Origin of the sequence: Kitasatospora sp. NBC_01250 (assembly GCF_036226465.1) — a bacterium.
Taxonomy (GTDB): domain Bacteria; phylum Actinomycetota; class Actinomycetes; order Streptomycetales; family Streptomycetaceae; genus Kitasatospora.
In genome coordinates, this window is the sequence record NZ_CP108476.1 from 137,378 (window position 1) to 156,565 (window position 19,188).

The window sequence follows — 19,188 nt, forward strand, 5'->3', positions numbered from 1 at the left end:
GAGCTGGATCTCCGGCCCTCGCGGTCCATCGCAGCAGGAGTGCATCAGCATGGACGTTCTCTTCATCACGAGCGTGGCGGTCGTCGTCGCCGACCCCCCGCTGAGCCGCAAGCTGTTCATCGAGGCTCTTGGGCTCCCCCTGCAGGGGGAGGGCAACGGCTACTACTCCAGCGGTAGCGTCCCCGGTAGCAAGCACTTCGGCCTGTGGCCGCTCTCGCAGGCAGCCGAGGCATGCTTCGGCACCACCCAGTGGCCCGCCGACCGGGTGGTTCCGCAGGCATCGATCGAGTTCGAGGTGGCGGACGCGGAAGCCGTCACTGCCGCCGGTGCCGAGCTTCAGCGCCTGGGCTTCCAACTGGTGCACCAGGCCCGCACCGAGCCGTGGGGTCAGACGGTGGCCAGACTTCTCACCGCGGACGGCTTGATCGTCGGGATCTCCTACGCCCCCTCCTTGCACGACTCGCCGGACGATCAGCACCCCGGGTGAGCCCGGCCTACGCTGGCAGCAGCCTGGGCGGGCCGGGACAGCGGGAGGAGTTGCGATGCGCGAGGACCAGGACCTGGCCGCGGTGCAGCGCGAGCACTGGCAGCAGACGTACGGAACCCACCCCGGCATGTACGGCGCCCGGCCTTCCGACGCGGCCGTCCACGCCGCCGCGATCTTCCGCGCCGCCGGCGCCGGCAATGTGCTGGAGCTCGGCGCCGGCCACGGCCGTGATGCGCTGTACTTCGCCCGCTCGGGATTCACCGTGCTGGCCGCTGACTTCAGCCCGGTGGGCCTGGACCAACTGCGCGAAGCGGCGACGGCCGAGGGACTGGCCGGGCGGGTCGCCACCGCTGTGCACGACGTGCGCGACCCGCTGCCGCTCGGTGACGCCCGCGTGGACGCCGTCTTCGCCCACATGCTGCTGTGCATGGCCCTGTCCACCGGGGAGATCCACGCCCTGGTCGCCGAGGTCCGCCGGGTCCTGCGGCCCGGCGGCACCTTCGTCTACACCGTCCGCCACACCGGCGACGCCCATTATGGAGCCGGCACCGGGCACGGCGACGACATCTGGGAGCACGGCGGCTTCGCCGTCCACTTCTTCCCCCCAGACCTGGTCGATGCCCTCGCCGACGGCTGGTCCCCCGCCGAGGTCCACCCCTTCGAAGAGGGCGGCCTGCCGCGGCGCCTGTGGCGCGTCACCCAGAGCCTGCCCCGCTGACCGGCACGCGCCCGCCGCCACACCGGTGATCGACTGGCGAGCGGATGCCGCCCCCGACCGTTCGTCGCCTACGTACCTGCTGGGAGATCCGCGACGACACCCGCGAGGTTCTCCTCCCCCTCGGGTGCGTACTCATCTGCTGGAGGGGGCTGCGCTCTGTGCGGACCTCGTGAAGCACCGTCACCGGTTCAGGGCGTGCTGCTTCCTTCCGCCAGGTCCTTGATCGCGCTGAGGCGGTGTTCCCAGGCAGTGGCGAGCGTGTCCATCCACTGCCTCATGCGCTCCAGCGGTCGCGGATCGGCTTCGTACCGGACTTCGCCGCCAACGAAGGCGATCACTGGCTCAACTCCGCCAACCGCACCGCCGACCAGAAGATCGAGCTGCAGCTCTCCCGGTACTCGCCTGCGCAGCCGGGCCCTGCTCCCAGACGTCTGTGCACACCCTGTCAGGCCAGGGCGGCACCGCGCAGCAGGAGCAGGGCGACGTCGAGGGCCGCCAGGGCGAGGGTGGCCAGGAACGGCAACCGGCTTCGCGGGTCGGCGCGGGTCGGCAGCGCGATGCCGAGGGCCAGCGCGCCGGTGACGGCGAGCGACACCCAGCCGGCGACGGTGATCCGCCCGGGCGGTCCCAGGACGAGGACGATCGCCCCGGCGAGCAGCAGGGCGGCGGCCAGGATACGCGCGCGTCGCGGGCCGAGCCGCTGGGGCAGGCCGCGCACGCCCGTTCGCAGGTCGCCATCGATGTCGGGCAGGACGTTGGTGGCGTGGGCGCCGGTGCCGAGCAGTGCGCCGGCGGCCATCACCCATCCGGCCGGCCAGGGGTGGCCGGGCAGTGCGAGGGTGACGAAGGCGGGCAGCAGTCCGAAGGCCACGGCGTAGGGCAGCCAGGAGAGCACGGTGCGCTTGACGCCCAGGTTGTACGACCAGGCCGCGGCGACCCCGACCAGGTGGGCCGTACCGGCCGCAAGCCCGTTGGCCAGCGACAGCGGAACGCAGAGCGCGAGCGCGCACCCGGCGGCGATCGCCACGGTGTGCGGGCGCACCGCACCTGCCGCCAGGGGCTTGTCGCTCCGGCCGGTGGCGAGGTCCCGGCGCAGATCGAGCCGGTCGTTGCACCAGCCCACCGAGAGCTGTCCCGCCAGCACCGCCGAGGCCACCAGCGCGCTTCCCGCAGCTCCCCGCCCCGAGGCGGCGGCCAGCGCGGTGATCACAGCGGTGACGGCGACCGAAGGGGCGGCGTGAGAGGCGGCCAGCAGCCCCCGCAGAGGCCTGCCCGCGCCGGGAGGTGACGCTCCGGCGGTGGCTGCGGGCGCGGGCTGGGCTCCGGCGGTGTGCACGCCCTCATGCTAGTGCCGCGTCAGGCAACCTTCGCCCCGTCGCGACAGTTGCCTGACGCGGCACTAGATCGGTCGAACCGCCGAATACCGGTCATGTGGTGATGAATGGTCAGCTGGAACCTATTCTGGCCCGATGACCACAGTCGCGGCTGTCCACGGTGTGCTCGCGCCGCACCGGTACGAGCAAGGCGAGATCACCGAGGCGCTCGCGGTGATGTGCCCGCAGCAGGACGCCGAGCGCGGGGTCCTGGAGCGGCTGCACGCCACCTCCACGGTCGGCTCCCGCCACCTGGCCCTGCCGCTGGATCGCTACCGCGAGTTGAGCGGCTTCGGGCAGGCCAACGACCTGTTCATCGAAGCCGGGGTGCGACTGGCCGAGCAGGCGCTGACCGGCGCCCTGGCGGCGGCCGGGCTGGCGGCCGAGGACGTGGACCTGGTGATCTCCACCTCCGTGACGGGCATCGCGGCGCCCTCGCTGGAGGCGCGGCTGGCCAGGCGCGTGGGCCTGCGGCCGGACGTGAAGCGGGTGCCGGTCTTCGGTCTCGGCTGCGTCGCCGGGGCCGCGGGCCTCGCCCGGTTGCACGACTACCTTGAGGGCCATCCCGGGCAGGTCGCGGTCCTGCTCTCGGTCGAACTGTGCTCGCTCACCCTGCAGCGCACCGACCCGTCGGTGCAGAACATGGTGGCCGGCGCGCTCTTCGGCGACGGCGCCGCGGCCCTGGTGGCCGTCGGCCGGGAGCATCCCCGGTGCGGGGAGTTCCCGGGCCCGCAGGTGGTGGCCACCCACAGCCGGCTGTACCCCGGCACCGAACGGGCGCTGGGCTGGGACATCGGCGACAGCGGCTTCAAGATCGTGCTCGGCGCCGAACTGCCCGAACTGGTCCGCCTGCACGTCGGCGAGGACGTCCGCTCCTTCCTCGCCGAACACGACCTGAAACCACCGGACATCGCCGGCTGGGTCGCCCACCCGGGCGGCCCCAAGGTCCTGGACGCGCTGGCCGAGTCGCTCGGACTGCCCTCCCAAGCACTGGAGTTGACGCGGCGTTCGCTGGCCCGGGTCGGCAACCTCTCCTCCGCCTCGGTGCTGCACATCCTGCGCGACACCCTCGCCCTGCGCCCGCCGCCGCCCGGCACGCCGGGCCTGATGCTCGCCATGGGGCCCGGCTTCTGCTCCGAACTCGTCCTGCTGCGCTGGTAGGTCCACGTGTCTCCCTACACCCTGCTGATCGTGCTGGTGGCCGCCGAACGCCTCGCCGAACTCGCCGTCGCGCGCCGCAACGCCGCCTGGAGCATGGCGCGCGGCGGCGTCGAGTACGGCCGCGGCCACTACCCCGTGATGGTCCTGCTGCACACCGGGCTGCTGGCCGGGTGCCTGGCCGAGGTCCAGCTCGCCGCCCGCCCGTTCCTGCCCGCCCTCGGCTGGCCGATGCTCGCCCTCGTGCTCGCCGCCCAGGCGCTGCGCTGGTGGTGCATCCGCACGCTCGGGCCGCGCTGGAACACCCGGGTCATCGTGGTGCCCGATCTGCCCCTGGTCACCGCCGGACCGTACCGGCTGCTCAGCCACCCCAACTACCTCGCCGTCGTCCTCGAAGGCGCCGCACTGCCCCTCGTCCACGGCGCCTGGCTCACCGCGGCCGGCTTCACCCTGCTCAACCTGCCCCTGCTCGCCACCCGACTGCGCTGCGAGAACGCCGCCCTGACCCGCTGCGCGCCGGTGCCGGCGTGATCGACCTGCTGATCGCCGGCGGCGGACCCGCCGGTCTGGCCACCGCGATCCACGCCGCCCGGGCCGGGCTTGACGCGGTGGTCCTCGAACCACGGCCGGCACCGATCGACAAGGCGTGCGGCGAGGGCCTGATGCCCGGGGCCGTCCGCGCCCTGGCCGAGCTGGGCGTCACGCTCGACGGGCACCCGATCCACGGCATCCGCTACCTGGACGGGCGCTGCCTCGCCGAGGGCAGGTTCCGGCAGGAGGCGGGCATGGGCGTGCGGCGCACCGTCCTGCACGCCGCACTGTTCCGCCGGGCGGCCGACCTCGGCGTGCCCATGCTGGCCAGGAAGGCCACCGGGATCCGCCAGGACGGCGACAGCGTCACCGCCGCCGGCCTCACCGCCCGCTACCTGGTCGCAGCCGACGGCCTGCACTCCCCCATCAGGCGGCAGCTGGGCCTGGAACGCCCCGACCCCCGACGGGCACGGTTCGGGCTGCGGCGGCACTTCGCCGTGGCGCCCTGGACCACCTGCGTGGAGGTCCACTGGTCCGCGCTCGGCGAGGCATACGTCACCCCGCTGGCCCCCGAGTTGATCGGCGTGGCCGTCCTCACCGGCGAGCGCCTGCCGTTCGACGAGTTGCTGACCGCGTTCCCCGCCCTCCGCCACCGCCTGCCCCTGCGGTCCGCCACCAGCGTGCGCGGCGCCGGACCGATGCGCCGGCAGGTCCGGGCGCGGGTGGCCGGGCGGGTCCTGCTGGTCGGCGATGCGGCCGGCTACATCGACGCCCTCACCGGCGAAGGCATCTCCCTCGCCCTCACCGGCGCCGCCCACCTGGTGCGCTGCCTGCGCGCCGGCCGGCCTCAGGAGTACGAGCAGGCCTGGCGGCGTGCCACCCGGCGCCACCGCCTGCTCACCGACACGCTGGTCCGCATCCGCGCCAGCTCCTTGCTGGCCCCGGGGATCGTCCCGCTGGCCGCCCGCGCTCCTGCGGTGTTCACCGCGCTGGTCAACCAACTCACCTGACCATGACGACTTCGGCCGCCTGCAGCCACCGGTCCGGACGAGCGTGCCGAGAAGCTGACATCCGCACCGGGCGCTGGGCCTCGTCCACGTACGGACTCAGTTCGTCCGCCGGAGCCGCGATGAAACCGCCGCAGGCCCGTGTACCGCGGGGCCGGCGACGGAACGGTCGGCCGGGCACCGCCCGGAGGCCCCGTCACAGGACGGGGCCTCTCCTTCTGGAAGGAACGCCATCAGTAGGAGGGCGTACACGCCTTCGCGGAGCCGTACTGCTGGACGCAGGCGTGGGAGTGCGTTCCCGCGTCGTCGAGCCAGCTCGTGGTCTGACCCGGACTGTACTGGGTGGCCGATTCCTTGGTGTCCTCGTTGTACACCCAGATCTCCCAGCCCGTGTCCGACCATCTGGCGACCTGGGCACGCACACTCCTGCACGTCGGGTTGTACTGGAGCCAGACGGCCACCGATTGGGTGCGGGAGGAATTGAAGGATTCCGCGCTGTACACGTCCTTGTAGCTTCCGGTGCAACGGCTGGCTGCCGACATGGGGGCAGCAGCACCGGCGGGAAGGGCCACCGCACCGCCGAGGAGCAGCGCGCCGGCACTGGCCACAGCCACAACCATCCGGCGCTCACGTGATCGGTGGTCATTTCTCATCGTGCCCTCCCGAGTGCGATCGAAATCCCCTTGAAGTCCTGTCTCCCAGATTCCTGGCTCGGCCAAGGGACCGTCAATTGAACGGACACAGATCATCCCTTCGGCCGGAGCGATCCTCCCCCACGGACGCCCGCGGATTGCGCCGGAGCACGCCTTGGGATGGTGTGCTTCACGGGCCGTTGGAAGGCGCCGCGCGGGTGCGCGGGACGTCGTTCAGCGCGGGGGCCTCTGGTCCCGCGTGGTCGGAGATCTCGCGTGCGAAGCGGGTACTTGGGTGCGAGGCCGTGGTCGTGGTCGTGGTGGTCCCATGCGGTCGCGCCGGCCACCGACGGGAAGACGCGGCGGATGGCGGGCGGGGCCCGCTCCAGGGAGTGGCCAGGATGTTGCTCGCCGAGGTCGAGCGGCGGGGTCTCGTCGGCCGAGGGTTCGGCCGGCCGGCTTCGAAACCCGGTGCCCGGCCGGCCGAACCCCTGGCTGGCACGCCGCCGGTCCCCCGCAGGGGGGAGTCGGGCCGCGTCAGTCGCCCAGGCCCGGGCCCCGACCGGTGGGGTGGTCGGGGCCCGGGCGGTGGACAGCGCGAGTCGCGGGGTCAGCCGTGCCGCATGTCGTCCGGGTCCGGCGGCATGGCGGAGGCCGGACCGGTGCCGCCCTGCATCCCCTCGGACAGCCCCTGGTCGGCCGGGGGCGCCCCTTCGCCGGTCATCCGGGCCTGCGGGGTCTCGCGGGGCGGCGCGTCGGCGGGGTGGCCGGCGGTTCCCGCGGCGGCTGTGCCGCCCGGGGTGATCCGGCCGCGCCAGCCGCCGCTCTCGTGCCCGCGCTCCTCGATGAAGCCCTTGAAGCGCTTGAGGTCGCCCTTGACCTGACGGTCCAGGACGCCGAGCATCGCACCGGCCTTCTCACCGATGCCCTGCGGCTCGAACTCCATCGCGAGACTGACCCGGGTGTGGCGCTCGTCCAGCGACCGGAACGTCACGACGCCCATCTGCCGGACCTCGCCGCTCACCGTGCGCCACGAGATCCGCTCGTCCGGCAGCTGGTCGACGATCTCGGTGTCGAACTCGCGGTGGGCACCGCCCACCTTCGTGCGCCAGTGGGAGCGGCGGTCGTCGATCTGCCGGATCTCCTCCACGCCGTCCATGAACCTCGGGAACTCCTCGAACTGCGTCCACTGGTTGTACGCGCTGTGCACCGGGACATCGACGTCGATCGTTTCCTGAACCCTGCTCATCAGGGCACTCCCTTCGTCTGGCCGATCCGGACGATCCGGACCGACGGGCGCCTGCCCGCCCACCCCGGCTTCAATCACCCCGACCGGTGCACGGCTCAGCAGTGTGATCCGGCGGCGTCCGCCGCGCCGGGCCCGGGAGGGGTGGAGCCGGGGATCCCACGGGGTCCGGTCTTCTGCGGGCACGGACGCGGGTCGCTGTCACACGAGCAGCGCCTCGAGCTCGGGAAGTCGGCCGAACAGGTCGGGGAGGCCGCGCAGGCCGTTGCGCACGGACTCGTGCGACAGCGCGAGGTCGGGGCCGGTGCTCGCCTCGACGCCGGCGAGGCAGCGGAGGATGTTCCACCTCGTGTGCCCCAGCCAGCCGCCGATCATGAACACGAACCAACTCGGACCCGAGGGCGGCAGCGCTCCGCCCCCGGCGACGTAGCCGTCGAGGACCGAGCGGAAGACGGCGGGCCTGATGTCGTCGAAGCCGGGTCCCTTCGCGAGGCTCAGCGCGGTCGAGCCGAGCTCACCGGCCAGGTCGAGCATCCCCGAGAGCTCCCAGTCGAGCAGCACCGGCCGGCCCTCTCGAGCGAGCAGGTTCCACGGTTGGATGTCCTTGTGGGTCAGCACGACGGGGCCCGGCCGTTCGCAGGTGTCGACGAAGTGGGCCATCGCGAGGAACGCCCCGACGTGGGAGGCGAGTTCGCCGGCCCACGGCTGTCCGGTCGCCGCCGCCCGCTCGGCCAGCTCGGGCCAGTCCCGTGGCGTCGGCTCCTCGATCGGCACGTGGGTCCACGCGACGTCGAGCGCGTGGATGCGCGCGAGGATCTCACCGATCTCGAACGCGTACGCCGCCGACACCGGTGCTTCGGGCAGCGTTTCTCCCTCGACCCATCGGTGGACGAGCATGTGGTGGCCGGCCGAGATCGGCTCCGGCATCGGGATGCCGGCGGCGAAGGCCGACTGCTCGAACCTGAACACGTCCTCGGCGTGGTAGGTCCAGCGGCGGTCGAGGAGGTTCAACTCCTTCACCGCGAAGGACCCTTGGTCGGTGTCGAGCCGGTACATCCGGTTGGCGAACCCGCCGTGGACGCGGATCATCGGCCTGATCGGCGCGCCGAGATGCGAGAGGTTCACCCGTGCATGCTAGGGGTGGCGCTTCATCGATGCACCGGACTTTCGTCGTCCAGGTTGCCCGGCCGAGGGATGGTCACGGGATGAGGCCCGCCTTGCGGCCCGTTTCCTCGAATGCGGCCAGCACCCGGGTCAGGTGCCGGTCCGTGTGGGCGGCCGTCAGGGTGATGCGCAGGACCTCGTGGCCTGCCCGGACGGCGGGGTGGGTCATGGGGGCGGTGAAGACTCCTGCGTCGAGCAGTTCCCGCCACAGGCGCAGGCACTGTTCACGGTTCGGCAGAGCATGTGCCTGCTCTCCTGGACCGGTTCGAGGCCGATCCGAGCGGTGTGTGGTCCGAGCTGATGGACCATCTGTGTCCGCAGCTGGACATCGCCTTCACCGCCAGCTTCGCAGCACTTCCGCGCTTGGCCGAGATCGCGACTGCGGGCAGGCCGGAGACCCTGGGCTGGGTGCTTCTGGCGGCGGGAGCAATCGCTTCCTGTTCGCCCGGGTTGTCCGATGCCGACAGCCCTCTGACGGTCTTCTCGGCTCCGATTGCGGTTCTGCGTAACCTCACCGATCGCCGCCTGAGCCAGCCGGCCGACGCCGAGGAGTACGTGAACCTGCTGCAGGCCCTGCTCTCCTTCGAGGGCGTCGCGATCTGGGATCGCTGCCTGGACGGCCTGCAGACCGGGGAGTACGAGGTCGACTGCCCCTACTGCGGCGTCGACATGTTCGTCGTCATCGGGCAGGACGACTCCTTCTGCCGCACTGACGACTACGCGCTGCAGGAAGTGCGGAAGTCACCCCTCCAACCAGCGCGAACGCAGGAGCTGGAAGGGCTGCCGCGGAGGCTGTTCACGCGGGCCTTGGCGGACGGTCAGGAGGGTCTGGCGCATGGCGTCCGTTCCCTGTCCGGGCGGGCCGCCTGCCCGGACTGCGGGACCGACTTCTCGGTGGCCGAGCGGGTGGTGGCCGGCTGGATTTTGTGACCGGTCCACGACGATGTGCGGGTGAGGATTCGGGTCCGTAGTAGCCGGGAGCCGGCTCGGCCGCACATGACTCTCCTGATCGTTTTCACGCGATTGACATGGCCCTCGGCCTTGCCTGAGCTCCATTCGTGGGTGGGTCCGGCGGTGACAGCGTCGAAGTCCTGGCGGAGGAGCGAGGCGAACTTGGCGACCGGGAGAACGTCGGACTGTTCGGCCTGGCGGATCCAGGCGGGCAGCAGTTGGCCTCGGCGGCTGCGGACGAGGTCCGTGAGGCATCGCTTCGAACTCGTCTCGTGAGTCGTTGTTCAGCACCGTGTGCGTATCAGGTGACGGATGCTCAGCGATGGCTGGGCCCGCCGGTCAGTCGATGCCTTCGATGATGCGGAAGTCGCGCTCGACGCCGTCGGGGAGGGCCACCAACGCCTTCTGGTATGCCTCGCTCTCGTATGCCGCGACGGCCTGTTCAAAGCTGTCGAACTCGATCAGAACGACGCGTTGCGTGATTCCGGCCTCGTGGGCGACGACTCGACCGCCACGGGACAGGAGGCGCCCGCCCCCAGCCCGGACAGCCGGACCGGCCAGCTTCTCGTAGGCAGTCAGTCTCTCAGGGTCGGAAATGGCGGGGTAGACACTGGCCCAGTAGCCCTTGGCCATGGAAACCTCCTGTGTTCGGCCGGACACGTCCGACGTCGAATTGACACTCAGATCGATCGATCCCGGTCACGGGTACTGCGGTCAGTGGGATCGTCATATGCGCAGGTTAGGGCTTGATGTGCGGTCAAGGGAAAGACCGGTACGGGATAGGCTCAGAACGGATCGTTATCAATCGGCGGGGAGGGCACGTGGCGCCGGATACGGTGAGCCTGCGGTACTTCCTGGTGCTGGCGCAGGAGTTGAACTTCACCCGCGCGGCCGCACGGATCGGTGTCGCACAGCCCGCACTCAGCGCCCGGATGCGCCGATTGGAGGCGGAACTCGGTACGGCCCTGCTGGTCCGCAACACGCGTAGCGTCGTATTGACCGCGGCCGGTGCGGCTTTGGCGGAGTCCGCGCCGCCCGCGCTGGCGGCGCTGGACCGGGCATGGGACACCGCCCGGAGCGCGGCGGCCGGTGAACTGGGCACGCTGCGCATCGGATACAGCCTCAGCACCGGGGCCGAGACGGCACCGGCCCTGGTGGACAGGCTGGTTCGCGGCAACGGCGGACTTGAGGTCGGCGCGGTCCCGATGGCGACACCGGAGATCTCCCCCGCGGTCGCCGACGGCCGCATCGATGCCGGGATCACCCGCGGTGAACAGCCGGGCCGTGGCGTGCGCCGGTTCCTGCTGCGGCGTGCGCGCATCGGGGTCCAGCTGGCGCAGCACCATCCGCTGGCCGGACACCCGGAGATCGAGATCGCCGACGCGGCCGCGTATCCGCTGCGACTCCCGGACCGTGCGGCCAACCCCGTGATCCACGATCAGCTGTCCGCACTGTTCCGAGACATCCGACCACACCCCCGATTCCACACGCCCGCAGTCTCTTTCGACATGTCTCAGCGCGACCTGCGCGACGGGGTCACCGTGGCCCCGGCCGGAGAAGCCGCGGCCACGGCACAACCGGCTGGTCTCACCTGGCGACCACTGCGAGGCGCGCCCAGCCTGACGATCCACCTGGTCCTCCCACGCGAGCAGTCACCACTGCACCGCCGTATCCGTGCCGTCGCCAAAGCCCTGGCGCACGAGCTGCACTGGCTGCCGGACTGACGCGCAAGAGGTCGAGCGGGACGGACGCCTGCGATGGCGAGGCCGAAGACCCTGCGCCCGGCGGACTTCGCGGTGATGACGACGACGGCGGTCTTGCTGAATGTCCGACCGCCGGGTGGAGCCTGCCTCGTCCTCGAAGCAGATGCAGCCCCCGCAGGCCGCCCGGGCGCTTCTACCTCCGCCCGGGTTGCCTCCTTCCATACCTTCACAGCCTGCTCGTCGCGTTCGGCCGCCCTACGTGCGGGGATCTGCGGGGAGAACCCGAGCCGGTGCATCATCCTCGTGGCGTCCGAGACGCTGTACGAGACGTGGGACTTCCGCCCGATCAGGGTGGCCACCCGCGCAGCGGTCCACACCTGGTCCTGGTCCCAGCCGTGCGCGGCCGGGCCCTGCTCCAGGTACACGGCCAGCTTCTCCAGGCAGCGCGGCGACAGCCGGCACCGCGACCCACTCGGGCCGCGCGACGCCAACGCCTCGGCCCCGCCCTCGCGCCACAACTGGTGCCACCGGTAAGCCGACTTCGGACTCACTCGCAGACGCCGAGCCACCTCCGGCAGCTTGACAACCTCCTCGAGCAACTCGGCTCCCTGCACCCGCACCGACTCACGGCGCAGTCGTCCCGCGGCGGTCAGCCCGCCCCCGTCCGCCTGTCTCATACAACACGGGATACAGCCCACGCCCCGGCCCTATCAGGCGCCTCAAGAGGGATCACCCCGACGAGCCCGAAGTCAGTAAACAGGTCTGTCCCGACGCTGAGCACCAATGAGCGTCAGCAGTGGTGTCAGAGAGAGGACCATTGCTGGTCAGAGTTGCCGTTGCAGCCCCAAGTGATCGCGTACGTGCCCGGGGCCGACAGACCGCCCTGGGTGCCCAGGCAGGTGCCGTCGTTCGCGTTGACCAAGGCGTTCCAGCCGTTGCTTCCCGCCCTCACACCCCACTGCTGGTCCAGATTTCCGTTGCAGTCCCAGACCATGGCCTGGCCCCCGGAGTTGACTCCGAGGCACTGGCCATTCCCGTTGACGATGGTGTAGTCATACCCCTTGAAGACCGCGTGCCAGGTCTGGTCGGGGTTGCCGTTGCAGCCCCATACGATCGCGTGGGTATCGTTGGCACCGTTCTGGCTGCCGAGGCACACGCCGTTCTGGTTCTGCAGCTGGTTGCCAGAGGCGGCCGACGCCGAAGGCGCGGCGGTGAAAGCGAGAGCTGCGGCAGCGGAGAGGGCTCCGGCGACCTTGGAGATCTTCTTGAGCGACATGTTCTTCCTTTCATCGGTCAGTGCGGAATCGGCCGCGGACCGCGGGCCCGCGGCTTGTGCCGCTCGGAGCCTGGCGCTCGGGCGGTGGGCGTCGCGTGGCGCCCGCTGCGACACGGCAGCTCCTCGCATCGCGGTACAGCCTCCCTGGAACGGCGATCGCGCCGCTATCCGCTTCTGCACACCACCGACCCACGCCGGCGGATAGCCAGCGAGCTCGGCACGTGCATCGCGCCCCCGGGTAGCTGACGGTCTTCCTCCTCCCCGCCCACTCACCCGACCTCAACCCCGTCGAACGGGTCTGGGCACACGTCAAACGCAGGATCGCCGACCTCGCCGTGGTCGCCCTGAGATCGGAGTCCTTGGCCGCTGCGCTCGAAGGCTCGATGGCTGAGCGAGGGAGCGTCAAGTACGCGCGGCTCCTCTGCGGGCACGGAGCCGTCGATGCGCGGCCGAGCCGGGTCCCTGTGCTCCGCCACCGCGACGCGCCCTGGGTCGGGTGCATGACGCTCTGTCACTGCCCGGGTGAGATGGGATGGAGGGGTGCCTACCTTTCTTCTCTCGATCAGCTCCCTCTGGTCCGGCATCGTGTGCCGTCGCCGTCGTCTGCGCCGTGATGACCGGGCACGGGCAGGAGTGACCTCATCGAGGCTTCGAGCTCCGCTCGCGTCGGCGGTGGGCACCCTGCGTGTCCTGGTGCCCGGCCGCGTACCTCGGTCCGGAGCGAGGTCGGCGACAGCCGCTGCGCCCCTGGCTGTCGGGCGGGCTGGAACGGACGATGAGTCACGGTCCGGCGCTCCCTCGGCTGTTCCGCTCCGGTCACCTGTGCCACGAGGGAAGTGCGCGTGGCTGGTCCGGCGGGGTCGTGGGCGTGGATTCGTCCGGCGGGTGACTGTGCTCGCCGGCCTGCTGGCGGCGTGCGTCGGGGCGGCCCCCGGGTCTGCCAGGACTTCCGAAGCCGCCTTGGTCACCGCACCGGCCTCGCTGGTCGACCCGTTCATCGGGACCTCCAACTGGGCGAACGACTTCCCCGGTGCCGACCTGCCCTTCGGCATGGTGCAGTGGAGCCCCGACACCCCGTCCCGGCCGCACGGCGGCGGCTACGAGTACCGCGACTCCGCGATCACCGGGTTCAGCCTGACCCACCTCTCCGGCCCGGGCTGCGACGGCGCAGGCGACATCCCGGTCCTGCCGACCATCGGCGCCGTGGACACCAGCGCGACCGAGGGTTTCTCCCACACCCACGAGTCCGCCTCACCGGGCTCCTACGCGGTGACCCTGGACAACGGAGTGACGACCGAACTGACCGCCACACCCCGCAGCGGCATGGCCCGGTTCACCTTCCCCTCCACCACTGCGGCCAACCTGCTCTTCAAGCTGTCCGGCAGCCAAGCGGGTGACAGCCGGACCGCGTTCACCGCCGTCAGCGACACCGAGGTCAGCGGGCAGGTCACCAGCGGCGGGTTCTGCAAGGCGAGCAACACCTACACGGTGTACTTCGACATGGTCTTCGACCGGCCGTTCACCTCCCTCGGCACCGACGCCGCCACGGCAGCACACCGACCGGCAATGCCCGCGCCAAGCACACCGCCCGGCGCCCCCGACGCGGCGAATCCCCCCAGGCTCCACGGCACCGAGCCCACCCCCTCCCAGTCCGCCCCCGCCGCGCGAGGCGCGCTGAACGACGGCCACGTCACCTTCGACACCACCAGGTCCCACGTCGTACAGGCCAAGGTCGGCCTCTCCTACGTGTCCGTCGCCAACGCGGCGGTGAACCGCGCCACCGAGAACCCCGGCTGGAACCTCACGAGCGTGCGCAACGCCGCGCTGCACGCGTGGGACTCCGCACTGGGTCGCGTCCGCATCGCCGGCGGAACCCCCGCCAGGCGGACGGTCTTCTACACCGCGCTCTACCACTCCTTGCTGCACCCCAACCTGATCAGCGACAGCAACCGCCAGTATCCCGGCTTCGACGGAACCACCCATACCGTGGACCGGGGCCACCGCGCCGCCTACGCGAACTACTCGGGCTGGGACATCTACCGCTCCCAGGCCCAGCTCGAAGCCCTGGTCGACCCGCAGGCCGCCTCGGACACCGCGCAGTCGATGCTCGACGACTACGACCAGACCGGCCAGTTCCCCAAGTGGTCCGAGAACAACGGCGAGAGCCACATCATGGTCGGTGACCCGGCCGACGCGATCCTCGCCGACTACTACGCGTTCGGCGCCACACACTTCGACAGCGCAGCGGCCCTGGCCGGCATGATCGAGGAGGGCACCGACGCCAACAGCAACCGTCCGGGCCTGAACTACCTCCGACAGCTCGGCTACCTGCCCAGCGACGGGACCTACGGCTGCTGCAACTTCTACGGTCCGGCCGCCACCACCCTGGAATACGACACCGCCGACTTCGCCATTTCCGCCCTGGCAGGCGCCCTGGGCGACACCACGCACCAGGCCTCGTTCGCCGACCGGGCCCAGGACTGGCGCAACCTCTTCAACCCCGCCAGCGGCTTCATCCAACCCCGTGACACCTCGGGCTCATGGACACGCGGATTCGACCCGACGTCGGGCAAGAACTTCGTCGAGGGCGACTCGTGGAAGTACACGCCGATGGTGCCGTTCAACCTGCACGGGCTGGCCACCGCGATGGGCGGCAACGCGGCGATGGCCGCCTTCCTGGACACCGACCTGTCCTCGTTCACCGGCGCGGGCGGCCACACCGACCTCGGCAACGAGCCGAGCCTGGACGTCCCGTGGGAGTACGACTACATCGGCCGGCCCTACCAGACCCAGCAGACCGTGCGCCGCATCCAGGACCAGATCTGGACCGACAGCCCCTCCGGACTGGCCGGCAACGACGACCTGGGCGAGATGAGCTCGTGGTACGTGTGGTCCGCCCTGGGCATGTACCCCGAAACGCCGGGCACCGCGGACCTGGCACTGGGCAGCCCCCTGTTCACCCGCGCGCTCGTCACCCTCCCCTCCGGCCACACCCTGACCATCAAGGCCGACGGCGCCGCCGACAACGCCCCCTACGTCCAGAAGGCCCGCTGGAACGGCATCCCGTGGAACAACGCCTACGCCCCCGCCGAGGCGATCAGCAGCGGCGGAACACTCGACTACACCCTCGGTACCAACGCGAACACCGCCTGGGCCGCATCCCCCACTTCCGCACCGCGCTCGTACCCCGGCGCGGGCCACTGATCTCCGCGCCGGCTGTCGTCGGCCCGAGGCGCTGCTTCGCCGCGGCACTCCGACACTGCGGGAGAGCCGGGCTCGTCACGCCCGCACTCCCACTCCCACCCCCATCGAGGAGCCCAGGTTGACCGCTCGACAGGTGCGACTCGCGCTCGCATCAGCCTTGCTCGTCCTGTTCCCGCAGCCGGCCGCCGCGGCGGCTGCGCACCGCACGGTCACTCCCGTGGCGCCAGCCCGCGATTGCACCCCGGCCGGCTCCGCCGGTAGGGACCGCTACGTCGACTTCGCCGATCTGGCCGCACACGAGAGGGAGGGAACCGACTACCGGGTCACCGCACGTCGCGGTGTCGGCGAGGAGGCGCGGGTGGTTCAACTGGCGATTCACGGGGGCGGGATCGAGCCTCCCACCACCCAGCTCGCCGACTACAGCGCGAGGATGACCGGCAGCTCGTTCTACTCCCTCGAGGGCCTCGGGAACGGGGACGAACGTGATCTCCACGTCACGGCCACGCACTTCGACGACCCCCGGGCCCTCGCGCTGGCCGAGACGGCGCGGTACAGCGTGTCCTGGCACGGCGCGGCCGGCGTCGAACCGCTCACATATGTGGGTGGCCTGGACATCCACGCGGCCCGGCGGGTGGCCGCCGCCCTTCGCACCCGAGGCTTCGCCGTCGCGGCCCGCAATCCCGGCGCCCTCGCCGGCGTCCAGCCCTGCAACATCGCCAACCGCGACCAGCGGGGAGAAGGCGTCCAGCTGGAGATCAGCGAGGGACAGCGTCGGAAGTTCCTCAAGGACGGCGACCTCGGGCGCGATCGGATCAACGACCCGCGCTTTCGAACTCCCGCGTTCTACGCCTACAGCGCCGCGGTCCTGAGCGCTCTCGCCCCCGCGCCGGCCGTCCCGGGTCCCCCGGCCGCCGGGTGATCAGGACCGGCCCGTACCCGTCGAGGGAGTCGGCAACCGGACAGCCGGAGAACACCCGCGAGGCCGCCGGACCCGGTCCAGGTGGGCCTCGGAGGTGTTCGGGCAGCCGCTCGTAGCGGCCGGCCTGGGCGTGAAAGCGGCGTCGGCGGGACCAGCAGCACGCAGGCGGAGGCGGTGGGCCAGAGCCAAGCCGCCGGCACCCGGGCCGCCGAAGCCCGACAGCACAGCAGAGTTGCCCCAGCATCAGCCGATGCCCCGCCGGCCGAGTCGGCAGGGCATCATGCGTCGCGGATCTGGCCGATGCCGGCTGCAAACGATCGGGGGTGGTCCCGCGAGGACCACTCCCGGTGGAGCGCCGGCCGGTTGCGCCCACCACCCGGCCCGCTGAGCAGTCGAGCGTCGAGGTCCTTGGACTGCTGCTGGAGGCGGACCTCCTCCAGCTCGCTGCGGGCCCTCTTCACCTTGATGGCCACCCGCTTGCAGAACATCGTCGTCAGGTCGTCGCGCACCCGCATCCGGGCCTTGTGGACCAGACACGCCATCAGCGTGATCCGCTTGGCCTCGGCGTAGTCCTGCATCACGCCCACGTCCGCCGCCTCCGCCTCGCCGGCGAAGTCCGCGATCTTCGCCACCGCCAGGCCCTCCAGCCACGCGCCGGTGGCGCCGAGCCCGTCGACCCCGCCGTGCGGGCCGAGGCGTACCGCCCCGCCACGGTCCCCCTCCGGCAACTCCACCGCCTTGCGGACGAAGTCGACCACCATCTCGGGCACCTCGTCCCGCTTCGGGAACCGAGCCATCCGCTGGTAGGACTTGAGCAGCAGAAGCGACAGCTGACGGTCCTCGCTGTCCGCCCGCTCCCGGGACCACAGCACCTCCTCACGGCTCGGCGAGAAGAACAGATGCAGCTCACGCGCGGTGATCAGTCGCTTGAACCGCGGATACGCCGTCCGCTCGATCGACGTCATTTCCCGTCGCCCCACCCAACCCCGATGCCAACATGACCACGGCGGACCCACACCCGCGCGGGCATCTTGACCAGAGACCATCAAACGGGGAGTCAGAAGCCCCCAAGCCAGGACAGGATCGGCGGGCGGGCGGCGAGTGCGTCCACCGTGCGGGTCGTCTGCTCCAGGACCCGCAGCCGCAGGCTCGGCGCGGCCAGGACCATCCGCTGGAAGCGAGAAAGTGCTCGTTGTCGTTGAGGCCGGTGACGACGTCACGCCGGTGGGCGGTTCCGGTTCGTGCCGCGCGAAGGCTGGCTCCCTCAGGACACCGAGGGACTGTGGGCCGCCTTGCTCAGCGAGGACACCGCGCGGGTGCAGAACGTCCCGCTGCTCCAGGAGGGGGTGGCCGAGGGCGATGTCGTCCGATTCACCACGGACACCGAGGGCCGGCATCTGGGAGTCGGTCGACGGCAGCAAGACCGGGCTGATCTCGACGGAAGGCAGCGCGAACGGCTGGTGGACGGCGGGGCGCAGAACCTGTGGGTCTTCGACAAGGACAGCCTGCAGTACCTCGGGCTCAACTGGGAGACCACCTCGGACTCCCGGATCGGCCCGAAGGGCACCGTCATCAGTGAGGAGTCGGTGCTGCAGCAGGCCTACGTCGACCAGGTCGGCGTGCGCCCCGCGCAGTAACGACCCACGCCCCGTTCCTGCACGACCCGACAGCCGAGCGCCGCAGAGCACCCGCCGGCAGACCGAGTCCATCGGCCCCTCGCCCTCGCCCGGCTCACGCACCGGGCGGCTTCCCCGAGGGGCCGATGGACCGTCAGGACGTCCCGACCGCACAACCGCCGTCAAGGGTTCCTGAGGGTCGTGCTCCTCTTTCGCTCCCGCACCGGCATCCCGCCTCGGGGCGATGCTTGATCGGTCCGCACCCGGCAGGCTGCTGGACTGCCGGCCGGGGGTCAGGGGCGGCTGTCGATCCGGACCGGCGGTAGCTCGCCCAGCTGTGCCTTGCTGAGCCGTGTGGTGACGGTCCCGCCCTGCCAGGACACCTCGTTGATCGGGATGGCGACGGTCTTCCTGCCCCACAGGTGGCCCTCCTTGAGGAGCACGTGGGTAGTGCCGTGGTCGCGCGGGTCGACGAGCAGCCCCTGGACGTGGCCGATCTCGCCGTCGGTGGCCTCGACGCGGTCACCGTGGCGGATCTGGACCTCGTCACCCGGGACCCGCTCGTGGACGACCGCGTGCGGCGCACCCGCGTCGAGAAGCAGTGGCATGGGGACGGCGCCGCCCCCGCTGAGGCCGGCGGCCGGTACGGTGAGCCACTGCCCCGGCTCGTAGCCCAGGTGCTCCTCGCTGCCGGGCAGGAACTCCGTCTCCTCGGCTGCGTCGAGCTGGGCGACGGCCGCCGTGTCGCGAAAGAGCCTGATGTTCTCGGCGTCGCCGGCCGTCTCATCGACGATGTCGACGGGAACCAGCCGGTCGGTGGCGTCACGGCCACCGATCACCAGGTGGGTGACCCGCGCCGACTGCGGTTCGATCACCACCCGCTTCAGGTGGCCGTAGGTGCCGTCCGGGCAGTGGACATCGGCGCCGATCGCGTACTGCACTGGTGCACTCACCTGGGTTCCTCCTGTCGTTCTGCGGGTTCGTGTTCAGCGGACCCGGTCGCCGCCCGTCTGCCCTCCGCCGGCGGTTCAACACCTCCCGCCGTGACACGAGTGAGGACAACGGGCGCCCGGACGACAGGTCTCGTCCGTCTCCGGCATGACGCGACGGAATCGGGGAAGCCGCTCTGCAATCCGACAACTTGCCGTCGCAGTACAGGCTGGAGAGGAACAACTCACATGTACATAGGACTCGGCACCATCG

19 protein-coding genes and 4 pseudogenes are annotated in these 19,188 nt (G+C 71.1%); 11 read left to right on the forward strand and 12 right to left on the reverse strand.

Annotated features, from left to right (window positions below; all coding sequences use genetic code 11):
* The first annotated feature begins 49 nt into the window (after window positions 1-49).
* Together OG500_RS00685 and OG500_RS00690 are read left to right on the forward strand one after the other, a co-directional pair.
* Window positions 50-487, forward strand: a complete 438-nt coding sequence (locus OG500_RS00685; RefSeq protein WP_329575233.1) for a VOC family protein — start codon at window positions 50-52, stop codon at window positions 485-487.
* Window positions 488-542: 55 nt separating this feature from the next.
* Window positions 543-1,205, forward strand: a complete 663-nt coding sequence (locus OG500_RS00690) for a class I SAM-dependent methyltransferase (protein WP_329575236.1) — start codon at window positions 543-545, stop codon at window positions 1,203-1,205.
* A 188-nt stretch (window positions 1,206-1,393) separates the two neighbouring features.
* Here the strand turns inward: OG500_RS00690 and OG500_RS00695 are convergent, their stop codons facing one another.
* A complete protein-coding gene (locus OG500_RS00695) occupies window positions 1,394-1,543 on the reverse strand; it encodes a hypothetical protein (RefSeq protein ID WP_327064356.1) in 150 nt (49 codons plus the stop codon).
* 107 nt (window positions 1,544-1,650) lie between these two features.
* Window positions 1,651-2,541, reverse strand: coding sequence for a UbiA family prenyltransferase (locus OG500_RS00700; protein ID WP_329575240.1), 891 nt, complete (start codon window positions 2,539-2,541; stop codon window positions 1,651-1,653).
* A 133-nt stretch (window positions 2,542-2,674) separates the two neighbouring features.
* Here OG500_RS00700 and OG500_RS00705 point away from each other — a divergent pair, with 133 nt between their 5' ends.
* Genes OG500_RS00705 through OG500_RS00715 form a run of 3 tightly spaced genes read left to right on the forward strand, consistent with a single transcriptional unit; the run spans window position 2,675 to window position 5,277 of the window.
* Entirely contained in the window at window positions 2,675-3,739 is a 1,065-nt protein-coding gene (locus OG500_RS00705; RefSeq protein ID WP_327064358.1) for a type III polyketide synthase, read from the forward strand.
* A 6-nt stretch (window positions 3,740-3,745) separates the two neighbouring features.
* Window positions 3,746-4,267, forward strand: coding sequence for an isoprenylcysteine carboxyl methyltransferase family protein (locus tag OG500_RS00710; RefSeq protein WP_327064359.1), 522 nt, complete (start codon window positions 3,746-3,748; stop codon window positions 4,265-4,267).
* On the forward strand, window positions 4,264-5,277 hold the full coding sequence (locus OG500_RS00715; RefSeq protein WP_327064360.1) for an NAD(P)/FAD-dependent oxidoreductase: 1,014 nt from the start codon (window positions 4,264-4,266) through the stop codon (window positions 5,275-5,277). The genes OG500_RS00710 and OG500_RS00715 overlap by 4 nt, the downstream gene beginning before the upstream one ends.
* Window positions 5,278-5,507: 230 nt before the next feature.
* Here OG500_RS00715 and OG500_RS00720 read toward each other — a convergent pair whose 3' ends face one another.
* From OG500_RS00720 to OG500_RS00735, 4 genes and pseudogenes are all read right to left on the reverse strand, one after another.
* Entirely contained in the window at window positions 5,508-5,648 is a 141-nt protein-coding gene (locus OG500_RS00720; protein WP_329575245.1) for a hypothetical protein, read from the reverse strand.
* 1,051 nt (window positions 5,649-6,699) lie between these two features.
* Window positions 6,700-7,155, reverse strand: a pseudogene (locus OG500_RS00725) (SRPBCC family protein); the annotation flags it as partial.
* 198 nt (window positions 7,156-7,353) lie between these two features.
* The gene (locus OG500_RS00730; protein ID WP_329575247.1) at window positions 7,354-8,277 is read right to left on the reverse strand and encodes a phosphotransferase family protein; all 924 of its coding nucleotides are present in this window, start codon (window positions 8,275-8,277) and stop codon (window positions 7,354-7,356) included.
* A 73-nt stretch (window positions 8,278-8,350) separates the two neighbouring features.
* Window positions 8,351-8,485: a hypothetical protein gene (locus OG500_RS00735; RefSeq protein ID WP_327064363.1), complete on the reverse strand. Its 135-nt coding sequence runs from the start codon at window positions 8,483-8,485 to the stop codon at window positions 8,351-8,353.
* A 74-nt stretch (window positions 8,486-8,559) separates the two neighbouring features.
* On the opposite strand from OG500_RS00735, the gene OG500_RS00740 reads away from it, so the two are divergent.
* Window positions 8,560-9,246, forward strand: coding sequence for a hypothetical protein (locus tag OG500_RS00740; protein WP_329575251.1), 687 nt, complete (start codon window positions 8,560-8,562; stop codon window positions 9,244-9,246).
* On the opposite strand, the gene OG500_RS38015 is transcribed toward OG500_RS00740, so the two are convergent.
* Window positions 9,135-9,485: a transposase gene (locus OG500_RS38015; RefSeq protein ID WP_442907117.1), complete on the reverse strand. Its 351-nt coding sequence runs from the start codon at window positions 9,483-9,485 to the stop codon at window positions 9,135-9,137. The genes OG500_RS00740 and OG500_RS38015 overlap by 112 nt on opposite strands.
* Before the next feature lie 121 nt (window positions 9,486-9,606).
* A complete protein-coding gene (locus OG500_RS00745; RefSeq protein ID WP_327071408.1) occupies window positions 9,607-9,900 on the reverse strand; it encodes a DUF1330 domain-containing protein in 294 nt (97 codons plus the stop codon).
* A gap of 203 nt (window positions 9,901-10,103) precedes the next feature.
* On the opposite strand from OG500_RS00745, the gene OG500_RS00750 reads away from it, so the two are divergent.
* Window positions 10,104-10,991 (forward strand): LysR family transcriptional regulator, encoded by an 888-nt coding sequence (locus tag OG500_RS00750; RefSeq protein WP_329587345.1) that lies wholly within the window; start codon window positions 10,104-10,106, stop codon window positions 10,989-10,991.
* Here OG500_RS00750 and OG500_RS38020 read toward each other — a convergent pair.
* Window positions 10,958-11,647: pseudogene (locus OG500_RS38020) on the reverse strand (winged helix-turn-helix domain-containing protein); the annotation flags it as partial. The gene OG500_RS00750 and the pseudogene OG500_RS38020 sit on opposite strands and share 34 nt — an antisense overlap.
* 125 nt (window positions 11,648-11,772) lie before the next feature.
* Window positions 11,773-12,246 (reverse strand): RICIN domain-containing protein, encoded by a 474-nt coding sequence (locus OG500_RS00760; protein WP_329575257.1) that lies wholly within the window; start codon window positions 12,244-12,246, stop codon window positions 11,773-11,775.
* A gap of 242 nt (window positions 12,247-12,488) precedes the next feature.
* Here OG500_RS00760 and OG500_RS38025 point away from each other — a divergent pair.
* The 3 genes and pseudogenes from OG500_RS38025 to OG500_RS00775 all read left to right on the forward strand — a co-directional run.
* Window positions 12,489-12,593, forward strand: a pseudogene (locus tag OG500_RS38025) (transposase); the annotation flags it as partial.
* Window positions 12,594-13,137: 544 nt separating this feature from the next.
* A complete protein-coding gene (locus OG500_RS00770) occupies window positions 13,138-15,450 on the forward strand; it encodes a lectin (RefSeq protein WP_329587348.1) in 2,313 nt (770 codons plus the stop codon).
* Between the two features lie 217 nt (window positions 15,451-15,667).
* Window positions 15,668-16,369 carry a poly-gamma-glutamate hydrolase family protein gene (locus OG500_RS00775; RefSeq protein ID WP_329575260.1) on the forward strand — a complete coding sequence of 234 codons (702 nt, stop codon included), beginning with the start codon at window positions 15,668-15,670 and terminating at the stop codon, window positions 16,367-16,369.
* Window positions 16,370-16,647: 278 nt separating this feature from the next.
* On the opposite strand, the gene OG500_RS00780 is transcribed toward OG500_RS00775, so the two are convergent.
* Window positions 16,648-17,334, reverse strand: a complete 687-nt coding sequence (locus tag OG500_RS00780) for a DUF4158 domain-containing protein (protein WP_329575262.1) — start codon at window positions 17,332-17,334, stop codon at window positions 16,648-16,650.
* 276 nt (window positions 17,335-17,610) lie between these two features.
* Here OG500_RS00780 and OG500_RS00785 point away from each other — a divergent pair.
* Window positions 17,611-17,781 (forward strand): annotated as a pseudogene (locus OG500_RS00785) (DUF4265 domain-containing protein); the annotation flags it as partial.
* 497 nt (window positions 17,782-18,278) lie between these two features.
* On the opposite strand, the gene OG500_RS00790 reads toward OG500_RS00785, so the two are convergent.
* Entirely contained in the window at window positions 18,279-18,938 is a 660-nt protein-coding gene (locus OG500_RS00790) for a PRC-barrel domain-containing protein (protein ID WP_329575265.1), read from the reverse strand.
* Window positions 18,939-19,188: the final 250 nt, after the last annotated feature.

Excerpts from the sequence above, each read along its gene's own strand:
- OG500_RS00780 (WP_329575262.1), bottom strand. The coding sequence starts at position 17,334 with ATGACGTCGATCGAGCGGACGGCGTATCCGCGGTTCAAGCGACTGATC.
- OG500_RS00760 (WP_329575257.1), bottom strand. The coding sequence starts at position 12,246 with ATGTCGCTCAAGAAGATCTCCAAGGTCGCCGGAGCCCTCTCCGCTGCC.
- OG500_RS00685 (WP_329575233.1), top strand. The coding sequence starts at position 50 with ATGGACGTTCTCTTCATCACGAGCGTGGCGGTCGTCGTCGCCGACCCC.
- OG500_RS00745 (WP_327071408.1), bottom strand. The coding sequence starts at position 9,900 with ATGGCCAAGGGCTACTGGGCCAGTGTCTACCCCGCCATTTCCGACCCT.
- OG500_RS00735 (WP_327064363.1), bottom strand. The coding sequence starts at position 8,485 with ATGACCCACCCCGCCGTCCGGGCAGGCCACGAGGTCCTGCGCATCACC.
- OG500_RS00705 (WP_327064358.1), top strand. The coding sequence starts at position 2,675 with ATGACCACAGTCGCGGCTGTCCACGGTGTGCTCGCGCCGCACCGGTAC.
- OG500_RS00690 (WP_329575236.1), top strand. The coding sequence starts at position 543 with ATGCGCGAGGACCAGGACCTGGCCGCGGTGCAGCGCGAGCACTGGCAG.